Below are 23762 nucleotides of genomic sequence, written 5' to 3' on the forward strand. Positions count from 1 at the left end.
TCTCCTTATTATTTTTAACTATGCCTACTCTGCTTTATCTTCTTGGTTCTCACTCTCGTTTTCATCTTCATCTTGAGGGGTAGCTTGGACTTCTTGCGCAGAACCAAGAGCATATACGCATAAATCAGGGAGTGGAACACCGTTTTTTTTTGCAAGATCATTTAGCTGTGATATTGCTTTCATAACATCATCAGGAATAGTACCGCCTCTTTCGTCAGATAACCATTTTGCTTGAAATTGTAGCGGATGATGCCCTTCTTGAGGCGTACCTATATAAAACTTAAACTTGGCTCTTTGTCCACTAAAATCGCAGTCAAATTCAAACTCTTTATAATGTGCCATAACTTTATGAATTAATAATTATATTAATATTATTATAACAATAAAAATGCAAATCTAAAATAATTTCTTGTCTAATATTTTTTAAGTTTTTTAGCAATATAACGATTTGAATATAGAAATTTATCGCTAGAATCTATAATTATCCCGCCTGCTTCCTTAATAAAAAGCTCAAATGCATAATATAATGTAAAATTTAATAATGATAAACATATTAAATCCGCTTTACCTGACGCTACAAGCATAGCCCCATAGCAAAGAGAACCAAAAGATCTAATATTATCTACCTCTATCTCCTCCAAATCATTATGATTTACATCTTCAATAATTGCTAAACAGTTTTTTAAATCGGCATTATCGGAAACTCTAAGTCTTAATCCTTGATAATTAGAGTTTAAATTATTTTTTTCTATCCAAGCTCCCTTACCTTTTTCAGCATAATAAATTTCATTAAGAGCAGGAAAATATATTACTGTAGAAGTAGGAGTTAAAACTTCTTGATTCCTTTTTAAATAAGTTACGGATATCGCAAAAAAAGGTATGCTTCTGGCAAAATTATTTGGGCTATCTATAGGATTAATTAAAAAAACACTCTCATAATTATTATTTAAATCGAATTTATCCTCCGGAAAAAATAAATATTGTGTATGTTTTTGTAATTCTTCACATAATAAAGTTTTTAATTTTATATAAGATCGCTTACAAAATTCTTCATTTCTTACAGAATTTTTTTGTAGCATTTCGAGTTCTAAAAAATCTCTATGCAAAAACTTCACAGCTTTACGCAGGGCATTAATTAATAAATTAGTTATAGGTTGCATTTGATATTTTTACTTTAAGATATTAGTTTTAGCAATTATGTCGTATGGCTTTAAAAAATTGATACCATTCCTCACTAAAAGCATTGCCTGAGTGGATGCTGAAAGTCATCATTGCGAGAAAAAACTGTAAATTTTGACTAAGCCATCTCAGGATATTTGATGAGATTGCCACGCAGCCTACGGCTGCTCACAATAACGGGGTGGTATCCACACAGGCAATGCCTTCGCTGGAATGACATCCATAGTTCAATAAAACAGCTTACTTCGCTCGCTCGACATATGTCATATCATCAGTTTTAACAACAATTTTTTCTCCTATTTCTAAATATTGCGGGACCTTAACTTTAATACCGTTTTCTAAAATTGCTGGTTTATAAGAAGCGGTAGCGGTTGCTCCTTTTATTACCGGATCAGTTTCACTAATTTCAAGTATAACAGTTGGAGGAAGCTCAATATTTAAAGGCTTATCATTATAAAATTCGACTTTAACAATCATATTTTCAGTTAAGAAAGATAATTTTTCTTCTAACATTTCCTTGGAAATATTTATTTGATCAAAATGTTTGGTATCCATTAATACCAAATCATCACCTTCAAAATATAAAAATTGATATTCTTTTTGTTCAAGTGCGGCTTTTTCTAAATAATCGGCAGAACTGAATCTTTCGTTACGCTTTGTCCCTGTTTTTAAATTTTTCATCTCAACTTGTACATAAGCTCCACCTTTCCCGGGTTGAGTATGTTCCGGTGTTTTGCTGACAACCCATAAATCATTATTATAAACTAATATGTTACCTGTTCTAATTGAATTTGCTGAAATTTTCATATATCATACATATTAAGACTTAAAATTAAAGTATAAATATACAAATTATTTCCTTTAAAAACAAGAATTTAATCTTATGACCACAATATTAGTAGTAGATGATATAGAACCCAATATTAAGTTACTAACAGCCAAACTTTTAAAAGAGTATTATACGGTTCTTACTGCAAATAGCGGTAAAGAAGCACTAGCAATTCTTAAAAAGGGAAAAATTGATATTATACTACTTGATGTTATGATGCCGGCAATGGATGGATTTGAGGTATGTAAAACAATAAAAACCGATCCGGAAACTACTCATATACCGGTTGTAATGGTAACTGCACTTTCCGATATTGATGATCGAGTTAAAGGTCTTGAGGCAGGAGCTGATGAGTTTTTAACAAAACCGATTAACGATACTGCCCTATTTGTAAGACTTAAATCGCTATCTAGAATGAAAAGCTTAATTGATGAGTTAAAGCTTCGTAATAACACTAATGCATTATTAGGCGTAACAAATATCGCAATGCATGACACTTGTGCAGATAAAAAAATATTACTAATTAATGATGATGTGGTACAAGCTAAAAATATAAAACAAATGTTACTTAAGCTTACCCAAAACGTAAAGGTAATAAGTAATTCCGATGAATTAGATATTATAAATGAATATACCCCCGATTTAGTAATTATCAGTAGTACGCTCGAAGATGACGATCCTTTGAGGATCAGTGTTATTTTAAGAGGTAAAGCAGAAATAAGCGGCGTAGTAATAATTTTACAAATTGATGAAGACGGTATGCCTTTGGTTGTGAAAGGTATTGAACTCGGTATTAATGATTATTTCGTTTATCCTATAGAGGAAAGCGAATTGCTTGCTAGAATTAGAACACAATTAAGACGTAAGCAATATCAAGATAATTTACGTAATGATCTTGAACAAAGTGTCAATTTAGCAGCTAAAGACGGTCTAACCGGCTTATTTAATCGTCGCTATTTCGATATACATCTCAAACAAATGATTGAGCAAACTAATAAAGAAAGTATTAAATTATATTTACTTATGTGCGATATCGACAATTTTAAACATATAAACGATACTTACGGTCATCAAGCAGGCGATAAGGTTTTAACAATTGTATCCCGTATTTTGAAGAATACTCTCAGAGTAACAGACTTAATAGCAAGATTCGGCGGTGAAGAATTTACTATACTCTTAACGGATATAGATATTTCTAAAGCAATTGAAACTGCGGAGAGAGTTAGGGTTAAAATAGAATATATGAATTTTCACATTGAAGATCAAATTGAACCTTTAAAAATAACTATTTCAATCGGAGTTACGAAATATAAAAAAGAAGAATCAATAGAATCTTTCATTGAACGTGCTGACAAAGCTATGTATGAAGCTAAAACAACGGGTAAAAATAAAGTAGTAAAATTATAATTGATTTTTTAAAGTAAAAAAATAATGAGCAATTCTTCCAAAAAACATCTTGATTTACCATATAGACCAGGGGTCGGCATGATGATATTAAATGCCGATAACCATATATTCGTCGGTAAAAGAATAGATACAAAAATATCTGCATGGCAAATGCCGCAAGGTGGGATAGTTCCCGGCGAAACACCAAGTATTGCAGCAATGCGTGAGATGTTAGAAGAAATAGGCAGCGATAAAGGATATATTATTGCCGAAAGCAAATTCTGGTATAGTTATGATGTACCAAGCTTTTTAATACCTAAACTGTGGAACGGTAATTTTCGTGGACAAAAACAACGCTGGTTTTTAATTAGGTTTACCGGAAATAACGAAGATATTAATATAAATACCTCTAATCCGGAATTTGACCAATGGCGTTGGGCATCACTTGATGAACTCTTATCTATTATAATACCGTTTAAACGTAAACTTTACCAAGCCGTCGTAAAAGAATTTGAATCATTAATTCAGTAAAAATTTTATATATATATAGTACTTGTAGAGCAGCACTATTTACCTCTTTATCACCTCCAATTCATTCATTTATAGCACTAAATAATGAAATATCCATATCATTGCCTAAAGTAAATACAGCACTCTCATTTGTTCCTCTAGACAATAAACTAATATCTTTATCGCAACTAGATTCAATCATATAATATGTACTATTATTCTTTATTAGGTTATAATTATTATCACCGATTATATGTGCAGTAAATGCATTTGCTAGATTAGATATAGTTATATTAGCAATAAAATCTTTTACTTCTCTTATATAAAATAAGTTTATAATAAAATTACTTAGACAGTGATTTGTTGTTTCAGTTTCCCAATTAACCGTATCAATTTGAGTTTCCGGCATTAAAAATCATGAATTTATATCTTCAAACACAAATTTTAGCTCTCTAACCAATCCACATAAAATATATTTTTTATCAGCAATATGTACAAAGGTATGATCAGGATGCTCATCTAAAAAATATGGAAGTATTAGAAAAAGGTTTTAAATGTACAGAATATACCTTATTTCTATCAAGGCTTTGGTCATAACTATTTTCACTAGAATCAGCTGGTATTAAATTTGGTAATAAGATAAGTCTACAAAAATAACCGATTAAATTAACTATATTTGGTAAAAATTTAATATGATAATTTGGCATAACGTTACTTTATGTTTATTATAACATGTCTTATTATTAAATATTATTAAGATTATTATTATAATTCAATTAATTTAATAAGAAACCATCGTTTAGCTGTTGATACTTGTGTGATTTTTGCTATTATTCTTTTCACTTCAGTAATTCAACCTGAAAATAATTAGATTTTACTTTCTATCTTTGCAGCCAATATAAAGTCGTTTTCCATAAGACCATCGATTTTATTAGTCCATATTTCCACACTACATGCTCCCCAAGATATAGTTAAATCGGGATGATGTGCTTCCTGCTCTGCAATGTCAGTTATCTTATTTGCAAATTCCATAGCTTTTATAAAATTGAACTAATCACTTATCAATTTCTTTTTTCTCAAGTGACGGAACTCCACCCTCACATGGTATGCATCTTTTCTCACTTAATACTGTCATAGTTTTTTTCTATATCAAAGTTAAAATATTGATCTTTATAAGGCTCATCTGCAAGTTGTATAATGCCACCACTCAATTTTACATGCTTTAAAATTATGTTTTTGCATCTTAGAACGTAAATAATTACGTTTTGCTATATATTGCTTATCAATTAATTTACTGTCATGAGATAAAGCTTCATCAAATAAGTCAAAAGAAGTATACATGTCTACCGTATTGTCATCTAAAGAGGATTATAACACGCGCGTCTTTCAGCTTTCTCTTAATAATGACTTCAGGATTATTATTAACTTCCTTCTGAAGCTTTATTATTGATCAATCTACAGTACTCCTACTATGACTAGATCTTTCAGCTATATAATATAAAACATTTAGACTTATCTATATATGGGTAAAAACTTTCCTTATTTTTTTGATCAATATTATCTTTGCTCCATCTTAAAAAATGTTGTACAGCTTTTTGTGGTCTATATGCATATAATCAGTGAATAACCATCGTTTTGTATCTCAGCTTGTACTGCTTTAAGAGCCTTAACAGCTTCTATGGTTAAAATTGCTTCCGGTGCTTTATAACCATCTACCTTTTTACCAACAAAATTTTCATCTGAATAATAATGCATATTTTGAATAATTGTAGGGTCGATATCTTTCAGATACACGAACCCTTTAAGTAAGGATTTAGCATATACAATTTCATAAAATGCTAGGCTTTGTAAAGATTTCTAATTGATTTGTTATTTTGAAATATTTTTTAGTGCAAATCAAATCGTTTTAGAGATCTTCACAGAACCTAATATAAAATAGACTCCTTGCATAATATCTTTCTAAAGGTAATTTGTATGTCGATCCGGTACTCGAATCCTTACATAGATTTGGCTACGCTCCGGTTCTATGTTCCGTGCCTCCTTCAAATTCCTCTTTATAAAATAGGTTATGCAAGAAGTCTAATATTTATCTTATACAAAATTTTATTAAAAACCATGGGACTGTTAACAGTAGTAAACTCACCCCCATTTTGTGACAGGCACGAAGGTAGAACCTACCTATATATATAATAGACGAGAGGATGAACAACGAAGCACAAAGTTCAAATCAGTTTACTATAGAACTATCAAAAAGACGGATGAATGGTAGCGAGGGAGGGATTTGAACCCCCGACACACGGATTATGATTCCGTCGCTCTAACCAGCTGAGCTACCCCGCCAGAGGAAAAGTGTTTATATAATTGCGGTTGCATGACTTGGAAAATATACTTAGTGTCGTACCGCGGCTTGACCACGGTACCCCCCAAAAAATAACTTAAAATACTAATTAATTTAAATATTTTAAGCTGGATTCCACGATCAAGTCGCGGGATGACAATAAAAAAATTGATCCATGCAACAATTGACTAGCAACTTCTCAAATTTTATCTTAACGTTTAGAGAATTGTGTTTTCTTACGTGCTTTACGTTGTCCGTATTTCTTACGCTCTACTACCCTAGAATCACGTGTTAAAAGACCGCCTTTACGCAAAATAGCATGAAAATCTGGAGCAGCTTTATCTAAAGCTTTAGAAATTCCATGTAAAATAGCACCTTTCTGTCCTGAAATTCCTCCACCTCTAACAGTACAAATTACATCATACTGATCAATAGTTTTTGTTAAGACAAACGGCTGTAAGATAGTTTTCACATAAGTTTCAGAAGGAAAATACTGGGCTATTGTTTTTTTATTAACAACTATTTTTCCTTTTCCTACTTTAAGCCATACTCGTGCTATAGCATTTTTTCTTTTACCTGTAGCATAAAACTTGCCTAAATTATCTATTTTTTCTTTAGGAGTTTTTAATACTAAAGGTTCTTTAGTGAACCGCTTCTCTACTTTTTCTGTTTTAATTTTTAACTCGGGCATATTCTATTACTTTTTATTTTTTGGATTTTGGCTTGCAAAATCATAAACAGTAGGTTGCTGTGCCATATGAGGATGATCACCATTTGCATAAACATACAAATTACTCATTTGCTTAGCACCTAAAACATTTCTTGTAATCATTCTTTTTACGGCTATTTTAATAACTCTCTCAGGGTGTTTACCATTTAAGATTTTACCTGCCGTAGTATCTTTTATCCCACCTGGAAATCCTGTATATCTGTAATATATTTTTCCGTCTTTGGGATTTGCTTTTTTACCTGTTAATTTTACATGCTCCGCATTTATTATGATTATATTATCACCACAATCTAAATGAGGTGTAAAGCTAGGCTTATGCTTACCGCGTAGCATATTAGCAACTCTGCTAGCGAGTCGTCCTAGTACAATATTTTTTGCGTCTATGACCCACCATTTCTTTTCAATTTCCGATGGCTTTGCCGAGTAAGTTTTCACAATAGTATCTTTTTAATTAGAATTTAAAATTAAAGAATCAAGCAACATATTTAATAGCATTAATACCCGCTATCTGTCAAGCTAAATATAATTTATTTACTTCCGAATATTATTTTTCTATCGGTAGAAAAATATAAATTATTATTTGCTCTTAGCCCATAATAACGAATATTTTTTATAATTTTGACAATATGAGGTATCATGTTTAATCCATTATTATCAACATCAAAACTATATAAAACACCGTTAACGGAAATAACATTTAAACTTCGCTTATTGTTATTATTAACTCCAACAAAAGGTACTAAAAAAGCAGCAGATTTTAGTTTCTTAGGATCTTGTCCATCATTTAAATCAGCTACAAACTTTACTTTCCCTGTCTCAGGATTAAATGCTGCTATTTGTCTAGCATTATTTGTTACAAATAGGCTATTACCGATTAAAGACATTGATTGAATATCCTCGGCATTTACCTGCCAAATCACACTGCCGGTTGCTACATTAAGCTTAATAAGCTTACCAAGACCGGTTGCTATATACAGATTCATATTATCATGAACTGGAGTACATAAAATACTTGATTCGTCAAAATTCGGTATAGCTGTACGATCATTAAGATTTGCAAACTCAAAATTCCATTTTACTTCACCGTTTGTTATATTTAAGGCAAGTATTTGCCCGGAATTATAAGTTACTATTACATTGTCATACTGTACTATCGGCGTCATAAAGTAACTAGCCGACAAAACTTCCGCTAGGCTTTCATGTTCCCATACGGTTTTTAAAGTTTCTGCATTTAAAGCAATAGTTTGATTACTGATAGTTTGCACTAAGACAGTATTATCATTGAGCACAATAGGCTTAATTCTAATAATATCCGGAAGTTCTTTTCTAATTATTTCATAACCTGATTTTGCATCTAACACTACTAACAATCTTGAACCGTATGTTACGTATAATTTTCCGTTATGGTGTAAAATGCCGCCGCCTATATAATTATCTTTTTTATGTCTACTTAAATTATAAGACCAAATAATCTTATTTTTCTCTATAGAAAATGCAGAAATATTCGATCTAATATCCAATGCATAAATCATATCGCCTATAAAAACCGGCTCGGTAATCGTTTTACTTCTAGCGAAACTATACTGTTTATTCTTAAGCATATTTGCATTAAATGCATATATATTTGCATTAGAATCTAAATATATAGGCTCATGAGTCTGCATTGCTAATTTAGGAGTCAACTCAACAATATTTTTTACCCTTTTTGGTCCAAGCCCGTTACATGAAATTAAAATAAACGGTAATAACAGAAGTGCTATTTTTTTTGTCATATTTTTCCTTAAGTACGAATTATTATTTATTTAAATTTACAAGCAATGCTTTAGCCTGATCTTTTATTAGATCAGATACATTATTTGAAATTAATAAATTTTTTAGATTTTTTTCTGCTTGCGGTTTCATATTATTCTTAATATCCCACATAGCTTTTATAATAGTTGCTGTAGCCCAAAAAGGTTTTTTCTCGTCATCAAAATAGTTTAAATATTTGGTCAATTTCTCTTTATCTTGAATATCTAGATTGTGATCATCAATAACAAGACTACACCATGAAATACGTGCATAAGAAGTAGAAATTTCGGAATATTCTTTATTTTCAATAATTTTATTAAGCAGGTCTTTCGCTTCTGAATATTTTTTTTCTGAAATCTTTATGGCTACTTGTTCTAATGCAGCTATTTCTTTGATTTTAGTATTACTAGTAGTAACTAAATTCTCTAAAGTATTAAAAGCTAATTCTTCATTATCTTTTGTTGTTTCCAAACCAACAGTCTTAACAAGAATATCTCCGTTTTTTTGGTTATTTTTAATTCTTTTATCTTTATTATTATTAATAACAACCATTATAGTAATAGCTATTATAGAAATGATTATTATTATAGGTAAAAGCTTTTTGAAAAAAATTAACCTTTTTTCTTCATTTTGATCACTCAGTACTTCATCCAAAATATCAGTCATATTTTATTATTTTTATTTATTTTTACAGCCAAATTTAATCTTAGCATCTTCTGCCATTTTCTTGGATGCAGCAGTTCTATTAGTTGGAAATTCCTTATCAAACTTAGCAAGCATATTACATGCTTCCTGAGTTTTTTTTAGTTCGCCTAAGGAAAGTGCTAACTTCAATAACCCATCAGAAGATTTTGCACCTTTCGGTAACTCTTTATAGCCTTTTAAATAGTTAACCGCTGCCCCGTTATAGTCTTTTTGTTTAAAAAAGCATTCCCCATACCAGAAATAAGCATTACTAATTAGCGAACTGTTAGGATATTTTTGGATAAAATTTTTAAACTTATCTTTTGCTTCAGTAAGTTTATTATCTTTATAAGCAGCAAGAGCCAAATCGTAGGCTTGCTTATCAGGAGCTATATCCTTATTAACCGCAATAGGTTTTTTAGGCGCATTATCCGGCATATCTTTAAGCAAAGCTATATCAAAAACATCTTGTTTTTTTGAATCACCGGCTTCTAAAACTTCAGTATTTTCTTCTTGATTTGAAATATTTGAGTTCTGTGTTAGCATATCAATTTTATGCTGTAAAACCTCAACTTTACCGATTAGCCTTCTGATTTCCTGTTCCTGTTCATCTAGTCTATTTTCAAAATCATTATTTGCTGCATATTTTAAAGGCTTTCCTTTAATAGTTTCGCTTTCTCCGAAAGAAAACATAGAAAATAAAAAAGTAAATAATAAGACAATCAGTTTCATATATTTTTTAAAAATTTATAATTTTTTTATAATACCGAAATTTTTTTAATATTCCACACAATTTTTTATATTTCAATACTACAGTCATATGTAAAAGTTATTGTTATGGTGGTACCTTCATTTATCTTACTTTGCAAATCAAATTTACCGTTCATAAGTTCAACCAGCTTTTTAGTAAGCGGCAACCCAAGACCGGTACCTTCATATTTTCTACTAAGCTCACTATCAATTTGACCGAACGCCGATAAAGTTTTTGGGATATCTTTTTCCTCAATACCGATACCGGTATCTATAACTTTTATATATACTAATTTTGCTAACTCATCTTTTTCAAGTGCAATAGTAACACTGCCTCCGGAATTTGTAAATTTCACGGCATTTGATAAAAGATTTAAGAATACTTGTTTTAGCCTTTTTGGATCAGCCTTTATAACCACATGCTCTTTCGGTAATCTGCTAATTAAAGCCACTTCGGCTTGATCGGCACGAGGCTTAACAAGTATCAGCGAAGAACTAATTAATTTATTTAAATCAAGATCTATACTATCTACTTTTAATTTATCGGCAGAAGCTTTAGAAAGATCTAAAATATCATTAATCATACTAAGCAAATGCTTACCGGCATCATTTATATCTTTAATATAATTTTTACTTTTTTCTGCATCTCTTTCCGACATAAGAATTTCAGAAAAGCCTATTATAGCATTAAGCGGTGTACGCAATTCATGACTAATATTAGCAAAAAACTTTGTATTTGAAGAGCTGGTTTTTTCTACTTTTACTATTTGAGCTTTTAAATTTCTATTTGTTTCAAGCTGCTCCTCAATAATTTGTCTAGCATAGTTATTATTACTAATAATTATAGTGCAGAATATTATAAAAATAATGATAAAAGTTATAAAAACCTTTTGCTCAAGAGAGGTTATATTTTGCCACTGGCTGGTAATATTAGTGTTAATCTCAAATACTGCATCTACGGGAAAATCTAAATTATTATTTATAACAGGGATATAGCTAGTAACAAAAGAAGCCTCTTCCACTGTTAAATCACTTTCATTTTCTATTATTACCCTTGGTAATAATATATGACTTGTAATACCTTCAAAAGCATCTCGAAGCGGAGCTTTTGAAGTAAAGGATTTTAAAAAAAATTTATCGATTTTTGCGGTAACTATCTCAACCAAACTATCATCTTTATAATTGTCTACACTATACATATGTAACATATTACTAGTGATGAATTTATTACCTTTGAGATCGTAGAGAGAAATATTAATATTAAGATTGGTGAACCATTGAGCGGTAATCTTTGCAAAATTAATAAAATCTTGATCTTGTAATAGTTTTAAATAATCGAATTTGTGTAATTTACTGATTACGTTCTGATGAGTATTCCAAATATTATCAGTGTAAAGTTCTACAATTTTAGTATGTTCCAAAGCCACTTGTTTTACTATCATTTCTTTTATCATAAAATAACGATAAAACATCATATTTATGACAATATTAAGAAACAATATAATGAATGACGATCTTACTATATACTTATTAATTATAAGACCTAGTAGTTATTTTTAACTCAACTGATGTCATCCCTGCGGAAGGCTTGCTCGCATACCAAATCGTCATTGTGAGTGACTAAAAGGAGCGTGGCAATCTCATAAACCAGGGTTCCTGAGATTGCATACGTACAAAACTTACAGTTTTTCCGTAGCTTATGACGAAGAATCTATACATGCAGCACAACCGAAAATGATATTATCCTCTCTACTTATCTTCTTGTTTAACTCTCTCTTTTGTTTCCAGCTTCTTATTAATAATCAACCCTGTAATTACATCATAAGCACGAGCAAATTGATAATCTTTTTTGTATAATTCCGATAATTCATTCTCTTCTTGTTTATTATTTTTGGCTTTTGTTTCTTTTTTGCTATCTTTGTTTTTTTCATTATCATTCTTCAAATAATTTTTTAAAGAACTCTCAGAAAAACGCTTATCTATTTTTTTCACTTCTGGATACTCAACTTTCGCCGGCTCAATTAAAATATCAGGCTCTATTCCTTCTGCTTGAATAGAACGACCGCTTGGGGTGTAATATTTAGATATAGTCAGTTTTACGGCAGCCCTAGAATTGATTTGCGTTAAAGCCTGAACTGATCCTTTACCGAAAGACTTAGTGCCAAGTATTATTGCTCTTTTATGATCTTGCAAAGCTCCGGCAACTATTTCCGAGGCAGATGCAGAATTACCGTTTATTAAAACTATCATAGGTACTTTGGGAGCTTTTAACGAAAACTCATTTGCTTTAGTTTCGCTATTACTTGATGTAGTTCTACCTTTTGTTGTTACAATTACACCGGAATCAATAAAATAATCACTAACAGCAATAGCTTGATCGAGTATACCTCCGGCATTATTACGTAAATCTAGAATTATACCTTTAAGGTCATCTTTACTCTCAGTTTTTAACTTCTTTACTGCTGCCTTCAGCTCAGAAATTGTTGACTCATTAAAAGTAGTTATACGTATATATGCAATATTATTTTTTTCTAAATGTGCTTTTATCGGCTTGATTTTTACTATTTCGCGAGTAAGCTCTAGCTCTTGCGGTTTTGCCTCTTCTTCCTTAATTATCAACAATTTAACCTTAGTACCAGGCGTACCTCGCATCTCTTTTATAGCTTTATTAGGACCAAGCGTAGAGACTAACTCGTCATTCACGCCTACTATATAATCCCCACCTTTAAGCCCTGCTTTGAAAGCCGGCAAATCGTCAATAGGCGATATTACCTTAATTACTCCACTATCATACATTATTTCAACACCGATTCCGCCGAATTCACCTTTTGTAAAAGTAAAAATATCTTCTAAATCTTCATCGGTATAATAGCTTGAATGAGGATCAAGTGAGTTTAACATACCGTTAATTGCTTCATCTATCATTTTTTGCCTATCGGGTACCTGTACATAAGCCTTTTCGATACGTTCAAATACGTCTTGAAATTGCTTATAAGCTTCCTGATTTGATATTTTATTTTCAGTTTCTTTTTCTCCTTCTGCAAATGCACAAATAGAATTTATAATAAAAAATAGTGTTATAATTAAACGTAATAACATAATACTCCAAATATGTGTGTTTTTTAAGCAAAGCGTCATTGCGAGGAAAATTACGAAGTAATTTGACGAAGTAATCTCAGGATATTTAACTAGATTACCGCGTCGCCTACGGCTCCTCGCAATAACGATTAAATATCCAGCTCACTAATAATTTTATCCATTTTAACTAAAGCCTGTTCATAAATAAATTGAAATCTTTTTTCCGGCTTTTTACCCATTAAATCATCTACTATTTTATCAACATTTTGAAAATCTTCTAAAGTTACCTTTAAAAGCGATCTTTTTTCCGGATGCATAGTAGTTTCCTTTAATTGTGCAGGCATCATTTCACCAAGACCTTTAAACCTACCTACTTCAATTTTAGCTTTACTAGCTTTTAATAATTTATCCGTTAACTTAGCTTTTTCCTCTTCATCGCCTGCATAATAAGTTTTATTAGACTGCGTTAAACGATAAAGCGGAGGCTTAGCTAGATATAAATGCCCCTCTTCTACCAATTTCGGCATTCGTAAAAAAAAGAAAGTCATTAATAGCGAAGCTATATGAGCACCGTCAACATCTGCATCAGTCATAATAATTATTTTTTCGTAACGCAGATTTTCTTTTTTATAATTCTTTAAACTACCGCAGGCAAGAGCTATTTCTAAATCTTGTATTGCTTGATTATTAACGATTTTCTCAAGCGTAGAACTTGCAACATTTAGAACTTTACCCCATAGCGGTAATACTGCTTGCGTTTCTCTATTACGTGCTTGTTTTGCAGAGCCTCCTGCCGAATCACCTTCTACAATAAATAATTCCGTCCCTTCAGGTGAAGTGCGTGTGCAATCGGCAAGTTTACCGGGTAAACGTAATTTTTGAATGGCATTTTTACGGGAAATATTTTTTTCGTTTTTCTTACTGATTCTAAACTCAGCAATACTAATTACATGCTCAAGTAAATTAGTAGCTAAAGCTTTATCGCTACTAAGAAAATGGTCAAAATGATCTTTTATTATATTCTCGACCGGTTTACTTACACCGTTTGATACTAATTTTTCCTTAGTTTGTCCTTGAAAAGACGGCTCAGCTATAAAAATAGAAAGTACGACACTTGCGGTTTCTAAAATATCCTCAATAGTTAGATTAGCAGCTTTTTTATTCCCTATCATTGCACCATATGCTTTAAGCCCACGTAAAATAGCCGACTTAAGTCCTTGCTCATGTGTTCCTCCTTGAGGAGTCGGAACAGTATTACAATATGATTGAATAAATGCCGAACTATCGTTATTTTGCCAACAAATCGCCCATTCAAGTTTTATCCTGTCTGGCGTAGACTCTATATTACCTGCAAAAATTCCCGGAATAACTAAATTATCTAAAGTTATTTTTGAACTTAAATAATCTTTTAAACCGTTCGGGAAACTTATTAATGCCTTTTTAGGTATATCTGACGGTACTTCTACTTCGCATGCCCATTCTATAGTAACACCGCGATATAAATAAGCTTTTGACCTTGCAAGCTCATAAATCTTTTTAGGATTAAAATGTAATTTTTCACTAAAAATTTCCGGATCGGGAGTGAAATTTATTGATGTACCTCTTAGCCTTTTAGATGCTTCTTCACATATTAAATCAGTTAATTTTTCTCCTTTAGAATAACTTTGGCTATATAATTTACCTTGTTTATACACCTTTATTTCTAAATGTTTAGATAAAGCATTTACTACCGATATTCCAACACCATGCAATCCACCTGCAGTATGATAAACATTATTTGAGAATTTACCTCCTGAATGAAGAGTAGTTAAAATTACTTCTAAAGCTGATTTGTCAGGAAATTTAGGATGATTATCAATAGGGATACCGCGACCGTTATCAAATATAGTAATACTATGATCATGATGCATTTTTATCGTGATGATACTTGCAAAGCCGGCGACTGCTTCATCCATAGCATTATCCAGCACCTCAGATACTAAATGATGCATAGCATTTGAATCTGTACCCCCGATATACATCCCCGGTCTTTTACGAACAGGCTCAAGCCCCTCTAATACTTCAATATCTTTTGCACTATAGTTATTATCGACTAGCTTATTTTTCTTTTCTTTGTTAAAGCTGAATAAATCACTCATATATTAGAGATTTAATGAATTATTTTCTCTCCTAAATTAAACTATTTAACATAGAAAAGCAATTAAGCTTTAAAGAAATTGTTTGAAAACTCTACGTCATTGCGAGGCAAAACTGTAAGTTTTGACGAAGCAATCTCAGGATTTTATACTATTTCATGAAATTGCCACGCTCCTTACAGTCGCTTGCAATGACGATAAAAATAATCTTATCAATATCCCTTAGCTTTGATTAACATACAAGCTATGTTAGCGTTTCCTTGAGCTAATGCAATATCTAATGGATATTGGCACTCATCATTTAGAGTAGAAATTTTAATACCTCGCATGACCAAAAATTTTGCTAAATAGTAATTATCGTTATAAATAGCAGCAGTTAGTAATGTCTCACCGCTTCTCCCTTTTTCTTGCAATATAGGATAAACGTCAAGTAACGCACGCAACCCAAAAAGATTGTTTCTATCCACTGCTCTAAAAGCATTCTCTACTGCACTACAATAAGATAGATTGGCATAAATATCTTTCTTTTTATTTATATCATTATCATATTTAATAAAACTCTCTACAACTTTTCTTCTTTCGGCACTTGCTATCCATTCTTCTTTCTTTTGGAACAGCTCTATATATGCATACATATCCATCTGCTCTAAAGTCGCCTGCTCTGTTAGTTTACCAAGAACTATATCATCATCAGGTAAAAGTAACATTTGTGTTTCATCTTTAACAAATTTTGTTACCAACTCCGATGTTTCATTATTTACGTTATTATCTTGTTTTTGAATCGTGACATTTGGAGAGCTTACCGGAGGTGATTTCTCTTGATTATTTGTAGTTTGATTATTATTAATTTGCTTCTCTAAAGGCTGAAATTGCTTTAGCTTCACTACAACAACGGGTATAAGCGGCGTATTCCAATCTTGTTTTTTTGGGACATCTGAAACAGCTACAAATGTCTCTTGCGAGTTATTGAGTTCCGCCGAAGAATCGGTTGTAGGAATTACTTTAGACGGAGTAGTAACGGGTGTATTTGGGCTAGTCGGTGTTATAGGCTGTGTAGAAGGTTGATTTGTAGGCATTACCGAAGGTGCAGGTACATTACTAGGTACTGCCGGAGTTCCTGCAGGAGGTACTGTTGTCGGCATAGTGCTTGATGTAGTATCTTGGGTTACCGGCGGGTTAACCACAGGCGGAGAAACAGCAGGCATATTAGGTATAGAGGGCGGTGCTACGCTTTCTTCCTCTTTATTAGCATCAGAAGGGGGATTAAGCGGAATAGACTTATGCACAGGCAGCAAATTGGTTGGTTTATATATTTGCACCGGTCGCTGCGGAGACACTACATAACTTCCTGCTTGAGCTGGAGGCATAGATACTATCGGTCTCGGTACGTTAGGAGTTATAATATTAGAAGCTAAATTTGTATCATTATGCTCATTAGAAGCAACTTGTGCTTCATGCATTTCATTACTTGTAACACTAGGTAACGTTGCACTACCAATATCTATAAAAGGTTCAGATGCCTCGGCTTCATTAGATTCCTGAATGTCATGATAAGCTAAATTTACACTACTTTCATGACTGGGATTTGCATGAACGTTATCACTTGTAGCACTAGGCAATGCTGTATTACCGACATCTATAAACGGCTCAGCTTGTTCATTGTCATTAGGCTCTTGGGAAGCTAACTTTGGTTCTTCTTGATGGGCTGCTTTAGTTTGTTCATTTGCTTGTTTAGGGGGTATATCTTTCTTTTTTGGTTTACTAAAAAATTGCTTAAATTTATCAAAAAAAGAAACATCGGCACTAGAGCGAACATCCTTATCTTTAGTATCTACTTCAGCAGCCGGTAATGATGGCGGTAAGGGCGGAGGTGAAGCATAACTTTGAACTATCACTAATAATAGATTTATAAAAAATAATATCTTACATAATTTATTTAACATATAATACCTTATTAAATAATTTATTTGATAGCAGGAGGTTGTTCGATGTCATTCCTGCGGAAGCAGGAATCCAGGGTAAAGCGAGATAAATCGAGCTTTTAATATTAAAACTTACTGTGTATATACCTTTTAATTGCTGGATTCCCGCTTCCACGGGAATGACATAAACAAGCAATACACCTCCCCCGCTTTTAGCTAGCAATGACATTCACTCCCCTACCTCTTACTATTCTGCACCAATTTCTTTATCTCAATCTCTACTAACTCTTTAACAAGTACAGATAGATTTTTATCAAGCCAAGCTTTAAGTTCTGGTTTTAACATCTCAACAACTAATTCTTCAAGTGCATTTTTAGATGAGATATTATTATCCAGCTTTTTATCTTTAATAGTATCGGTAAAATTTTTAAAAATATCACCTACCTCTTCAGCAGATTTAGTTGATATTAACTTTTCTTCTTCATCTTGATTTACTATTTCCGTTAGCTCTAATACATCTTCATCTTCGCTATCATTTTCATGAATAGGATTTTTACGCTCGTTTATTACTCCTTTAATCGATTTTAATATGTCTTCTATCAACATATCTTGGTTCTTTTTATTTTCCTTACTCACGTTAGAAACCTATAAACATTTTCTTTTTAATAGTCTTAAACTCTTCTTCAGGACTAAAATATTTTACTTTAAGTTTTAAACTTTGAGCCGTTAGCTCGCCGGTTAACAATTTCATTTGATATGCTGCAAGTACTGAAGATTTATACGCATCCACACGAGTTATTTTTGCTTCGTATAATTTTTCTTCGGCAGTTAAAACATCTAATATTGTTTTAGATCCGACTATTTCCTCTTGCACAGTACCGTCATATGATATTTGAGCAGCATCCACTCCTTGATTAGCGGCAACAATACGAGATTTTGATGCTTCAAATCCCTCCCATACGCTTACAACCCCTGCTTGGGTCTGCTTTATCACACTATCAAGCTGAACTGCACTATTTCTTGTTTGATTTTTAGCCGATCTGATTCTTGAATATTGAGCTCCTCCCTCAGGATAAATAGGGATATTTACCGAAAGAGTAGTAGTATAGCTTCTATTATTTATAGCATTTACATTTCTAGCATTTATATCATCTTGTGGATTGTAGTATGTTCTACCGGATTGCAGTTGCACACTTACTTGCGGTAATAATTTCCCTTTTTCTACCATTTCTAAAGCTTTAGCCACAGTTACATTATGCCTTGCCGAATCAATATCAGGATTGAGCTTAGCAGCTCTTCCAGTTAACTCATCTAATGAAGCAGGTAACATTTGAGGTAACTCAGGCATAGTTATATTAGTCGGCTCTATTCCAAATACTCTAATAAAATTTGCTTTTTTTCCTTGAAAATCGGCATAAGCAGCTAGTTTATTCGTTTCTGCTGCTGCAAGCCCCGCTCTTGCTGTTGCTATATCTACTTCCGTTGCTTCTCCAAGTCTTAATTTTTCCTCAACGGTGTTAACTTGTTGTATGTTAGTGCGAACTCTACTTTCGGAAATATCATATTTCGCTTTGCTCTCAAAACAATCAAGATACGCAGTTATTAAATTTAATAATATTTTTTGTTCACCGGCATAATATGCACCCCGTGCAGCTCTAAATCCTGCTTGAGCAGCTTTAAGAGCCGCAACGCTAGAACCACCATTAAATAGAGACTGTTGAATTGTTAATGCACCTTGATCACTATCTGTTTCCCTTGGAGTAAGACCAAGCCTATCAGCATATTTTTTATTATATTTAGTCTTATTATGTTGTCTATTAATCTGTAATCCGGCACTAGGCATAAACCCCGAAAAAGCTCGCGGAAACTGCTCAATCGAGTCTAAAAACTTAATTCTAGCAGCTTTCAGCTCCTCATTATTCTTATATCCTTCAGTTAAAGCTCCCTGCAAATCAACTGCTGCAACCGAACTAGTTAGTAATAATGTAACAATAAATGTAGTTAATTTACGCATAAATTTCTTGAATAATTGATAATATGTTAGTTAGATTAGTTTAATCTTTCAAGAATATACCTATATCCTAATAAAACAAATATAAATCTATTGTAGCAATGTTAGCACGTAATATAACAAAAATTAATCTCAAGGGCAATGATAACTATTTTACATTTTATTTTACGGTTATAAAGCTTTAAGATTAATTAATATTTGATAACAAAATAAAATTTTATGTCTAATAATTGATCTTTCTAGTTTCAGCGAATTCACTAAAGAACAACAAAGACTTTTAATAACATTAAAAGGTTTTACTGAATCTTTGAAAATGAATGTAAAAGATTTAGAAGATCATTTATTTTATATTTTACAAAATTCTTTAAATAAATTATCTCACACTGAAAATATCGATGTAGCGAAAATAGAAAAACTTTTTAATAGGACAATCCAAGAATCTATAACTACTTTATCTGAAGCGCTTGAGAAAGCATATCAAGAACAGTTAAAAACAAAAGATATCTTTTTATTTGACAGGATTATTGTAGAAAAATGTTTAAATGTTTTAGAACACATTTTAAAATTTCAGCAAGAATTAGATAAACTCTATCCTGGCGCTTCTAAAAAAATTATAGAATCATTAGACAACATATTAGTCGGGGTTATATCGACTCAAATACCGATGCTTGGAATATTTATACAAACAAGCGGAATACTTGAAACAGTAAATAATCTTATTGACTCTGAAAAAATTATTGCCAAAAATAACAAAATTGCATAATGATATAAAAGAAATAAGGGAAAAAGCTAAATCTCATGAGAAGCTTGAAAACATCTATGAAAAAGCCAAAAAAGTTGCCACAATTTCAGAAATATCAAAAGAACCGACTCGAAAAATTATTGAAATAGCAAATAAAAACCCTAATAACCAAGCTTCACTAGAGAATGTTGTAAAAGCTGCTCAAGCTATACCAAAAAGCAAAGATGAAGTAGAAGAAAAAATAACAGAACTAAAAAGTAATATTGAAAGTGCAATTCCACAAGATATAAATATTGACAAATTAAACTCTGTAAAGAATACTATTTCTGGTAATCTAAATGAAGCTAAAACAGAATTATTAAAAGTATTAAATCCAGAAGCTTCTTGTAGCGAAAAGATAGAATCCTTATGTCAAGCCGCAGAAAAAGCTACGAAAATTGCAAGCGACATAAAAAAATAGTAAGAGTAATACCAGGAAGTCAAGCACTCGGAAATGTTATAAGTCTAACAATAAAAACTAACTTATTACCGCCTCCGGTCTTAGCAATTGCAAAGCTAACTCCTGATATAGCTAACTTAGTTAATATAGGTCAAGCAGTGGTTACTATACTTTCTAAAACACACAACTTAACTCAACAACAAGGAAGAGCAAAATAATGTCTAATTCTAATACTCATATTTTAATTGCCATAGGTTGCTTAGCATTATTATTAATATTTTTAATGTATAAGAAAATAGTAGCACGTAAAAAAAATATATTACCTGCTGAAGGAGGTAATATTGATGATTCGCCAAATATGGCCCTTAATAGTCAAAAACCAGAAAATAAAACGCTGACATTACAAGAAAGAATAGAACTATCTTGGAAATTCCTTTATAATATCACGGAAGTTATTTTAAATAAATTCTCTAAAGAAGATGTTATTCAAGTGAATAAATGCGGTCAAGTTTTATTTGAAAATGGCGTTAGATATGAACATGTAGTCGATCTTGCAATTCCTCAAGTTAAGTCTCATACTCAAACAGTTGAACAAGAACAATCTAAAGGCAAAAAAACCTTAGGGGTATAACTCTTTTCTTTGAAAAGTAGTATTTTATACTTTTCTTTAAAGCATGTTTAAAATTAATTATGTTTTTTATCCTTTACTTATATACTAATATAACTATTTAGGAGTTTATTCCTAAATAGCAAGCTTTTTTAGGAATAAACTCCAAGTAAGTTAGATTATAAAAGGCAGCATTCTTAGCTAAATAGATAAATTTTATTTAAACTATGTCTAATATATATCTTGTTACTATATCGTTTAATAAAAGTAAGCAATTCTTATTAAATGCTTACGGAAAAGCTTGGCATTTACTTTGTAGTTTTATCGGTTCTTTATACCAAAACGGTAATATATTAAATAATGGAGAATTTTTAGTCCTATAAAAAATAAATTGGTTTTTTATGCAGTAATTCCTAATAAAGATGCTTTGCATGCTTCACATTTAAGCTATCATGCATTGAAAGATAAAGATGAATTAGAGCAATTGGCGTAATAATTAGTTATAAAATAACAGCAGACTATGTTAGTGAAACACCTATTGATATTGAAAATGCAAAATTTCTCTATTTATATCCTATTTCATGGTCAAAAGCTTATGAAGAGCAGCTTGTATTACGTACAGATGAGGGGAGATATCTACAGATATCTACCTTTACATATAATAAATGAAGACCGATATCTCGGAGGCACAATTACTTCTTGGCAAAATGATTATGCGGCAGCTTACAGCTTATGGCTTTCAAGCTATAAACATTAGAACCTTTAATGGAAAAACAATTAGCAGAATTAGATAGTGATATTTCTATAAAAGGAAGAAAAATGAGTAAGCGAATACAAAAATGTTTAAAAAAGAAAGTTTTTTATCCTATAGCAGCACCGGTATCAGGAAACTCCTATGCACGTTCTAATTATTCAAATTGTCCATCTTGTAAAAAAGATTGGCAATTCAAAACAACATTTCATGAAATATTTGATTATAAATGTAATAATGCCTTTTATTAGGTTATGAACTTCATAGTTAGCTTTTTGTTGCCTAGAGACACCTTACATATTCTTAATAAAACCCGTTAACTTGATGCTCCCAGAGTTCCTTAAAAGTGCCGTCTTCTACGATCTTGCCTTTATCCATAACAATAATTCTATCCATATGCTTGATAGTAGATAATCTGTGGGCTATAGCAATTATTGTTACATTCTCAATATCAAGCATGGTATTAATAGATTTTTGTACTTCTTGCTCTGTATGGCTATCAAGGCTTGAAGTTGCTTCATCTAAAACCAAAATCGGAGCGTTTTTAAGAATAGCACGGGCAATTGCTATACGTTGCCTCTGTCCGCCACTTAGCTTTACTCCTCTCTCACTGACAATGGTGTTATATTGTTCCGGTAAACTTTCGATAAATTCATGGATATTTGCAGCTTTGGCGGCATTTTCTATTTCCCAAGGCAAAGCATTCTCTTTTGCATATCCACTATTCTTACCTACTGAGCGATGAAAAAGCATAATATCTTGAGGAATTAATAATATCTGCTCCCACAGGCTGTCAGAGGAAGTATCGTAAAGGCTTTGGTTATCGATTATAATATTGCCAATTCCGGCTTAAAATTTTTCAATAATAATACAATTAAAGTGGATTTACCGCTACCTGCATGCCCGACAATACCCACTTTCTCACCGGCTTTAATATACAAATTAAGAGACTGGAATACACTACTCCCCTCTTTATAAGCAAACGATATATCCTTAAATATAATCTCCCCTTTGAAGATTTTTAATTCAGCAGCATTTTTTATATCTTGTGGGATTTGCATTATTGTAAAGGCGGAGCGAAACGCGGCTATATCTTCTAAAAAGTCTTTAAGTTCCATAGTGGCATGCCACGAATTTTCAGTAACTAAAAAAGTAAGGGACACAATAAAAGCAATATGTACATTATGGTAATAATCATTTACTTTATTTAATTCTCGCTGCTTTGCTGCAAACGAAAAAAAAGATGTTTATAATACAATCAGCTACCAAGAATCTTGCTTATCTTGTTCCATTTTAGCAAGTTTAGTAAAAAACTGTAAAGCAAGCGATAAGTCAATAGCCATAAAGGTACTAATGACAACAAATACTTTAATATTAGTAAGACCCAGTGCAATACATAGTTGGGAAGCAAGGTAATTAATAACGGTTTGCTTAATTGATACTCGATTGCTTGGTGCATTTTATAATAATTATGCCTTGAAAGATATGAGGCATTGCTTTAAGTTGTGCAAAGCTATGAGCACGCCAAGCACCATCAAGTATAGCTTGTGCTGCTACAAACCATATTATCGGTTTATAACTTTGAGCAAATATAATCTTTTCATTTTGGGTAAATAAATCAAGCAAAAGCTTTACGGCATAATTATATATAATAGGATGAAAGCCGCTTGCAATAGGCCCAAGCATCATAACAAAATACCAATATTTATACGGCTTTATAACAGACCATAAAAAAGAAACAGGATAAGTTTTGATTTTCATAAGTTGAGAAATATAATTCTTAGATAAAAGCGGCCTTATTACATGGCCCGTTTCATATCATACCTGCGTGCCCTTGTTGCATGACTCTTATGTCATTCCCGCAAAAGCGGGAATCCAGT

28 protein-coding genes, 1 tRNA gene and 3 pseudogenes are annotated in these 23762 nt (G+C 31.9%); 8 read left to right on the top strand and 24 right to left on the bottom strand.

The genetic code is table 11. The annotated features are described in order from the left end of the window. Window positions 1-24 precede the first annotated feature (24 nt). The 3 genes from GCO76_RS03290 to efp all read right to left on the bottom strand — a co-directional run bounded on the left by GCO76_RS03290 (window position 25) and on the right by efp (window position 1986). A complete protein-coding gene (locus tag GCO76_RS03290; RefSeq protein ID WP_410956154.1) occupies window positions 25-342 on the bottom strand; it encodes a DUF2610 domain-containing protein in 318 nt (105 codons plus the stop codon). Between the two features lie 71 nt (window positions 343-413). Then, window positions 414-1160, bottom strand: a complete 747-nt coding sequence (locus GCO76_RS03295; RefSeq protein ID WP_410956155.1) for an inositol monophosphatase family protein — start codon at window positions 1158-1160, stop codon at window positions 414-416. A gap of 259 nt (window positions 1161-1419) precedes the next feature. Further along, on the bottom strand, window positions 1420-1986 hold the full coding sequence (efp, locus tag GCO76_RS03300) for an elongation factor P (protein ID WP_103897214.1): 567 nt from the start codon (window positions 1984-1986) through the stop codon (window positions 1420-1422). A gap of 76 nt (window positions 1987-2062) precedes the next feature. Here efp and GCO76_RS03305 point away from each other — a divergent pair, with 76 nt between their 5' ends. Beyond that, window positions 2063-3415 carry a PleD family two-component system response regulator gene (locus GCO76_RS03305; protein WP_410956156.1) on the top strand — a complete coding sequence of 451 codons (1353 nt, stop codon included), beginning with the start codon at window positions 2063-2065 and terminating at the stop codon, window positions 3413-3415. Between the two features lie 24 nt (window positions 3416-3439). Continuing rightward, window positions 3440-3925, top strand: coding sequence for an RNA pyrophosphohydrolase (locus tag GCO76_RS03310; protein WP_004996360.1), 486 nt, complete (start codon window positions 3440-3442; stop codon window positions 3923-3925). Window positions 3926-3986: 61 nt separating this feature from the next. Here GCO76_RS03310 and GCO76_RS03315 read toward each other — a convergent pair whose 3' ends face one another. The 18 genes and pseudogenes from GCO76_RS03315 to GCO76_RS03400 form a co-directional block, all read right to left on the bottom strand. Further along, complete coding sequence (locus GCO76_RS03315; RefSeq protein WP_410956157.1) at window positions 3987-4313, bottom strand: hypothetical protein; 327 nt, start codon at window positions 4311-4313, stop codon at window positions 3987-3989. A gap of 6 nt (window positions 4314-4319) precedes the next feature. Further along, a pseudogene (locus GCO76_RS03320) lies at window positions 4320-4611 on the bottom strand (hypothetical protein). A 160-nt stretch (window positions 4612-4771) separates the two neighbouring features. Further along, window positions 4772-5039 (bottom strand): annotated as a pseudogene (locus GCO76_RS03325) (4a-hydroxytetrahydrobiopterin dehydratase). A gap of 44 nt (window positions 5040-5083) precedes the next feature. Beyond that, window positions 5084-5245, bottom strand: coding sequence for a M15 family metallopeptidase domain-containing protein (locus GCO76_RS03330; RefSeq protein WP_103897210.1), 162 nt, complete (start codon window positions 5243-5245; stop codon window positions 5084-5086). Between the two features lie 336 nt (window positions 5246-5581). After that, window positions 5582-5731 (bottom strand): annotated as a pseudogene (locus tag GCO76_RS03335) (D-alanyl-D-alanine dipeptidase); the annotation flags it as partial. Window positions 5732-6167: 436 nt separating this feature from the next. Continuing rightward, window positions 6168-6244 (bottom strand) — tRNA-Met (locus GCO76_RS03340). Between the two features lie 209 nt (window positions 6245-6453). Beyond that, a complete protein-coding gene (gene rpsI, locus GCO76_RS03345; RefSeq protein WP_410956158.1) occupies window positions 6454-6933 on the bottom strand; it encodes a 30S ribosomal protein S9 in 480 nt (159 codons plus the stop codon). Between the two features lie 6 nt (window positions 6934-6939). Then, window positions 6940-7407, bottom strand: a complete 468-nt coding sequence (gene rplM / locus GCO76_RS03350) for a 50S ribosomal protein L13 (RefSeq protein WP_410956159.1) — start codon at window positions 7405-7407, stop codon at window positions 6940-6942. Window positions 7408-7499: 92 nt separating this feature from the next. Next, entirely contained in the window at window positions 7500-8744 is a 1245-nt protein-coding gene (locus tag GCO76_RS03355) for an outer membrane protein assembly factor BamB (RefSeq protein WP_410956160.1), read from the bottom strand. 22 nt (window positions 8745-8766) lie between these two features. Further along, window positions 8767-9429, bottom strand: a complete 663-nt coding sequence (locus GCO76_RS03360) for a DUF2659 family protein (RefSeq protein ID WP_014014015.1) — start codon at window positions 9427-9429, stop codon at window positions 8767-8769. Window positions 9430-9441: 12 nt separating this feature from the next. Next, window positions 9442-10179, bottom strand: coding sequence for a tol-pal system protein YbgF (gene ybgF, locus GCO76_RS03365; protein WP_103897204.1), 738 nt, complete (start codon window positions 10177-10179; stop codon window positions 9442-9444). A gap of 65 nt (window positions 10180-10244) precedes the next feature. Then, window positions 10245-11672: a sensor histidine kinase gene (locus tag GCO76_RS03370; RefSeq protein ID WP_410956161.1), complete on the bottom strand. Its 1428-nt coding sequence runs from the start codon at window positions 11670-11672 to the stop codon at window positions 10245-10247. Window positions 11673-11946: 274 nt separating this feature from the next. After that, complete coding sequence (locus GCO76_RS03375; protein WP_103897202.1) at window positions 11947-13296, bottom strand: S41 family peptidase; 1350 nt, start codon at window positions 13294-13296, stop codon at window positions 11947-11949. Between the two features lie 128 nt (window positions 13297-13424). Then, window positions 13425-15413: a DNA topoisomerase IV subunit B gene (gene parE / locus GCO76_RS03380; protein ID WP_410956162.1), complete on the bottom strand. Its 1989-nt coding sequence runs from the start codon at window positions 15411-15413 to the stop codon at window positions 13425-13427. 209 nt (window positions 15414-15622) lie between these two features. Continuing rightward, window positions 15623-17353 carry an ankyrin repeat domain-containing protein gene (locus GCO76_RS03385; protein ID WP_410956163.1) on the bottom strand — a complete coding sequence of 577 codons (1731 nt, stop codon included), beginning with the start codon at window positions 17351-17353 and terminating at the stop codon, window positions 15623-15625. After that, entirely contained in the window at window positions 17343-17561 is a 219-nt protein-coding gene (locus tag GCO76_RS03390) for a hypothetical protein (protein WP_410956164.1), read from the bottom strand. The genes GCO76_RS03385 and GCO76_RS03390 overlap by 11 nt, the downstream gene beginning before the upstream one ends. An 8-nt stretch (window positions 17562-17569) precedes the next feature. Further along, a complete protein-coding gene (locus tag GCO76_RS03395; protein ID WP_410956165.1) occupies window positions 17570-17968 on the bottom strand; it encodes a DUF2497 domain-containing protein in 399 nt (132 codons plus the stop codon). 1 nt (window position 17969) lies between these two features. Then, complete coding sequence (locus tag GCO76_RS03400; protein WP_410956166.1) at window positions 17970-19346, bottom strand: TolC family protein; 1377 nt, start codon at window positions 19344-19346, stop codon at window positions 17970-17972. Window positions 19347-19656: 310 nt separating this feature from the next. Here GCO76_RS03400 and GCO76_RS03405 point away from each other — a divergent pair, with 310 nt between their 5' ends. From GCO76_RS03405 to GCO76_RS03430, 6 genes are all read left to right on the top strand, one after another. Next, window positions 19657-20106, top strand: coding sequence for a hypothetical protein (locus GCO76_RS03405; RefSeq protein WP_410956167.1), 450 nt, complete (start codon window positions 19657-19659; stop codon window positions 20104-20106). Continuing rightward, complete coding sequence (locus GCO76_RS03410) at window positions 20081-20545, top strand: hypothetical protein (RefSeq protein WP_410956168.1); 465 nt, start codon at window positions 20081-20083, stop codon at window positions 20543-20545. Before GCO76_RS03405 ends, GCO76_RS03410 begins: the two co-directional genes overlap by 26 nt. Continuing rightward, window positions 20494-20742 (top strand): hypothetical protein, encoded by a 249-nt coding sequence (locus GCO76_RS03415; protein WP_410956169.1) that lies wholly within the window; start codon window positions 20494-20496, stop codon window positions 20740-20742. Before GCO76_RS03410 ends, GCO76_RS03415 begins: the two co-directional genes overlap by 52 nt. Further along, window positions 20742-21155, top strand: coding sequence for a DUF2660 domain-containing protein (locus GCO76_RS03420; protein ID WP_410956170.1), 414 nt, complete (start codon window positions 20742-20744; stop codon window positions 21153-21155). Before GCO76_RS03415 ends, GCO76_RS03420 begins: the two co-directional genes overlap by 1 nt. Window positions 21156-21358: 203 nt before the next feature. Continuing rightward, on the top strand, window positions 21359-21514 hold the full coding sequence (locus tag GCO76_RS03425) for a hypothetical protein (RefSeq protein WP_410956171.1): 156 nt from the start codon (window positions 21359-21361) through the stop codon (window positions 21512-21514). Window positions 21515-21896: 382 nt separating this feature from the next. Continuing rightward, window positions 21897-22133, top strand: a complete 237-nt coding sequence (locus GCO76_RS03430) for a DUF2310 family Zn-ribbon-containing protein (protein ID WP_410956172.1) — start codon at window positions 21897-21899, stop codon at window positions 22131-22133. Window positions 22134-22185: 52 nt separating this feature from the next. Here GCO76_RS03430 and GCO76_RS03435 read toward each other — a convergent pair whose 3' ends face one another. The 3 genes from GCO76_RS03435 to GCO76_RS03445 form a co-directional block, all read right to left on the bottom strand. Then, window positions 22186-22671, bottom strand: a complete 486-nt coding sequence (locus tag GCO76_RS03435) for an ATP-binding cassette domain-containing protein (RefSeq protein WP_410956470.1) — start codon at window positions 22669-22671, stop codon at window positions 22186-22188. A 38-nt stretch (window positions 22672-22709) separates the two neighbouring features. Then, complete coding sequence (locus GCO76_RS03440; protein ID WP_158306280.1) at window positions 22710-22799, bottom strand: hypothetical protein; 90 nt, start codon at window positions 22797-22799, stop codon at window positions 22710-22712. 514 nt (window positions 22800-23313) lie between these two features. Next, on the bottom strand, window positions 23314-23643 hold the full coding sequence (locus GCO76_RS03445) for an ABC transporter ATP-binding protein (RefSeq protein WP_410956173.1): 330 nt from the start codon (window positions 23641-23643) through the stop codon (window positions 23314-23316). Window positions 23644-23762 lie beyond the last annotated feature (119 nt).

It is taken from the genome of Rickettsia koreansis (assembly GCF_046532895.1).
GTDB classification, from domain to species: Bacteria; Pseudomonadota; Alphaproteobacteria; order Rickettsiales; family Rickettsiaceae; genus Rickettsia; species Rickettsia rickettsii.

What these genes read in the sequence shown, in the direction of transcription:
- GCO76_RS03290 (WP_410956154.1), bottom strand. Translation starts at nt 342, where the DNA reads ATGGCACATTATAAAGAGTTTGAATTTGACTGCGATTTTAGTGGACAA.
- GCO76_RS03295 (WP_410956155.1), bottom strand. Translation starts at nt 1,160, where the DNA reads ATGCAACCTATAACTAATTTATTAATTAATGCCCTGCGTAAAGCTGTG.
- efp (WP_103897214.1), bottom strand. Translation starts at nt 1,986, where the DNA reads ATGAAAATTTCAGCAAATTCAATTAGAACAGGTAACATATTAGTTTAT.
- GCO76_RS03305 (WP_410956156.1), top strand. Translation starts at nt 2,063, where the DNA reads ATGACCACAATATTAGTAGTAGATGATATAGAACCCAATATTAAGTTA.
- GCO76_RS03310 (WP_004996360.1), top strand. Translation starts at nt 3,440, where the DNA reads ATGAGCAATTCTTCCAAAAAACATCTTGATTTACCATATAGACCAGGG.
- GCO76_RS03315 (WP_410956157.1), bottom strand. Translation starts at nt 4,313, where the DNA reads ATGCCGGAAACTCAAATTGATACGGTTAATTGGGAAACTGAAACAACA.
- GCO76_RS03330 (WP_103897210.1), bottom strand. Translation starts at nt 5,245, where the DNA reads ATGTATACTTCTTTTGACTTATTTGATGAAGCTTTATCTCATGACAGT.
- rpsI (WP_410956158.1), bottom strand. Translation starts at nt 6,933, where the DNA reads ATGCCCGAGTTAAAAATTAAAACAGAAAAAGTAGAGAAGCGGTTCACT.
- GCO76_RS03355 (WP_410956160.1), bottom strand. Translation starts at nt 8,744, where the DNA reads ATGACAAAAAAAATAGCACTTCTGTTATTACCGTTTATTTTAATTTCA.
- GCO76_RS03360 (WP_014014015.1), bottom strand. Translation starts at nt 9,429, where the DNA reads ATGACTGATATTTTGGATGAAGTACTGAGTGATCAAAATGAAGAAAAA.
- ybgF (WP_103897204.1), bottom strand. Translation starts at nt 10,179, where the DNA reads ATGAAACTGATTGTCTTATTATTTACTTTTTTATTTTCTATGTTTTCT.
- GCO76_RS03370 (WP_410956161.1), bottom strand. Translation starts at nt 11,672, where the DNA reads ATGATGTTTTATCGTTATTTTATGATAAAAGAAATGATAGTAAAACAA.
- GCO76_RS03375 (WP_103897202.1), bottom strand. Translation starts at nt 13,296, where the DNA reads ATGTTATTACGTTTAATTATAACACTATTTTTTATTATAAATTCTATT.
- parE (WP_410956162.1), bottom strand. Translation starts at nt 15,413, where the DNA reads ATGAGTGATTTATTCAGCTTTAACAAAGAAAAGAAAAATAAGCTAGTC.
- GCO76_RS03385 (WP_410956163.1), bottom strand. Translation starts at nt 17,353, where the DNA reads ATGTTAAATAAATTATGTAAGATATTATTTTTTATAAATCTATTATTA.
- GCO76_RS03390 (WP_410956164.1), bottom strand. Translation starts at nt 17,561, where the DNA reads ATGTCATTGCTAGCTAAAAGCGGGGGAGGTGTATTGCTTGTTTATGTC.
- GCO76_RS03400 (WP_410956166.1), bottom strand. Translation starts at nt 19,346, where the DNA reads ATGCGTAAATTAACTACATTTATTGTTACATTATTACTAACTAGTTCG.
- GCO76_RS03405 (WP_410956167.1), top strand. Translation starts at nt 19,657, where the DNA reads ATGAATGTAAAAGATTTAGAAGATCATTTATTTTATATTTTACAAAAT.
- GCO76_RS03415 (WP_410956169.1), top strand. Translation starts at nt 20,494, where the DNA reads ATGTCAAGCCGCAGAAAAAGCTACGAAAATTGCAAGCGACATAAAAAA.
- GCO76_RS03420 (WP_410956170.1), top strand. Translation starts at nt 20,742, where the DNA reads ATGTCTAATTCTAATACTCATATTTTAATTGCCATAGGTTGCTTAGCA.
- GCO76_RS03425 (WP_410956171.1), top strand. Translation starts at nt 21,359, where the DNA reads ATGTCTAATATATATCTTGTTACTATATCGTTTAATAAAAGTAAGCAA.
- GCO76_RS03430 (WP_410956172.1), top strand. Translation starts at nt 21,897, where the DNA reads ATGGAAAAACAATTAGCAGAATTAGATAGTGATATTTCTATAAAAGGA.
- GCO76_RS03445 (WP_410956173.1), bottom strand. Translation starts at nt 23,643, where the DNA reads ATGAAAATCAAAACTTATCCTGTTTCTTTTTTATGGTCTGTTATAAAG.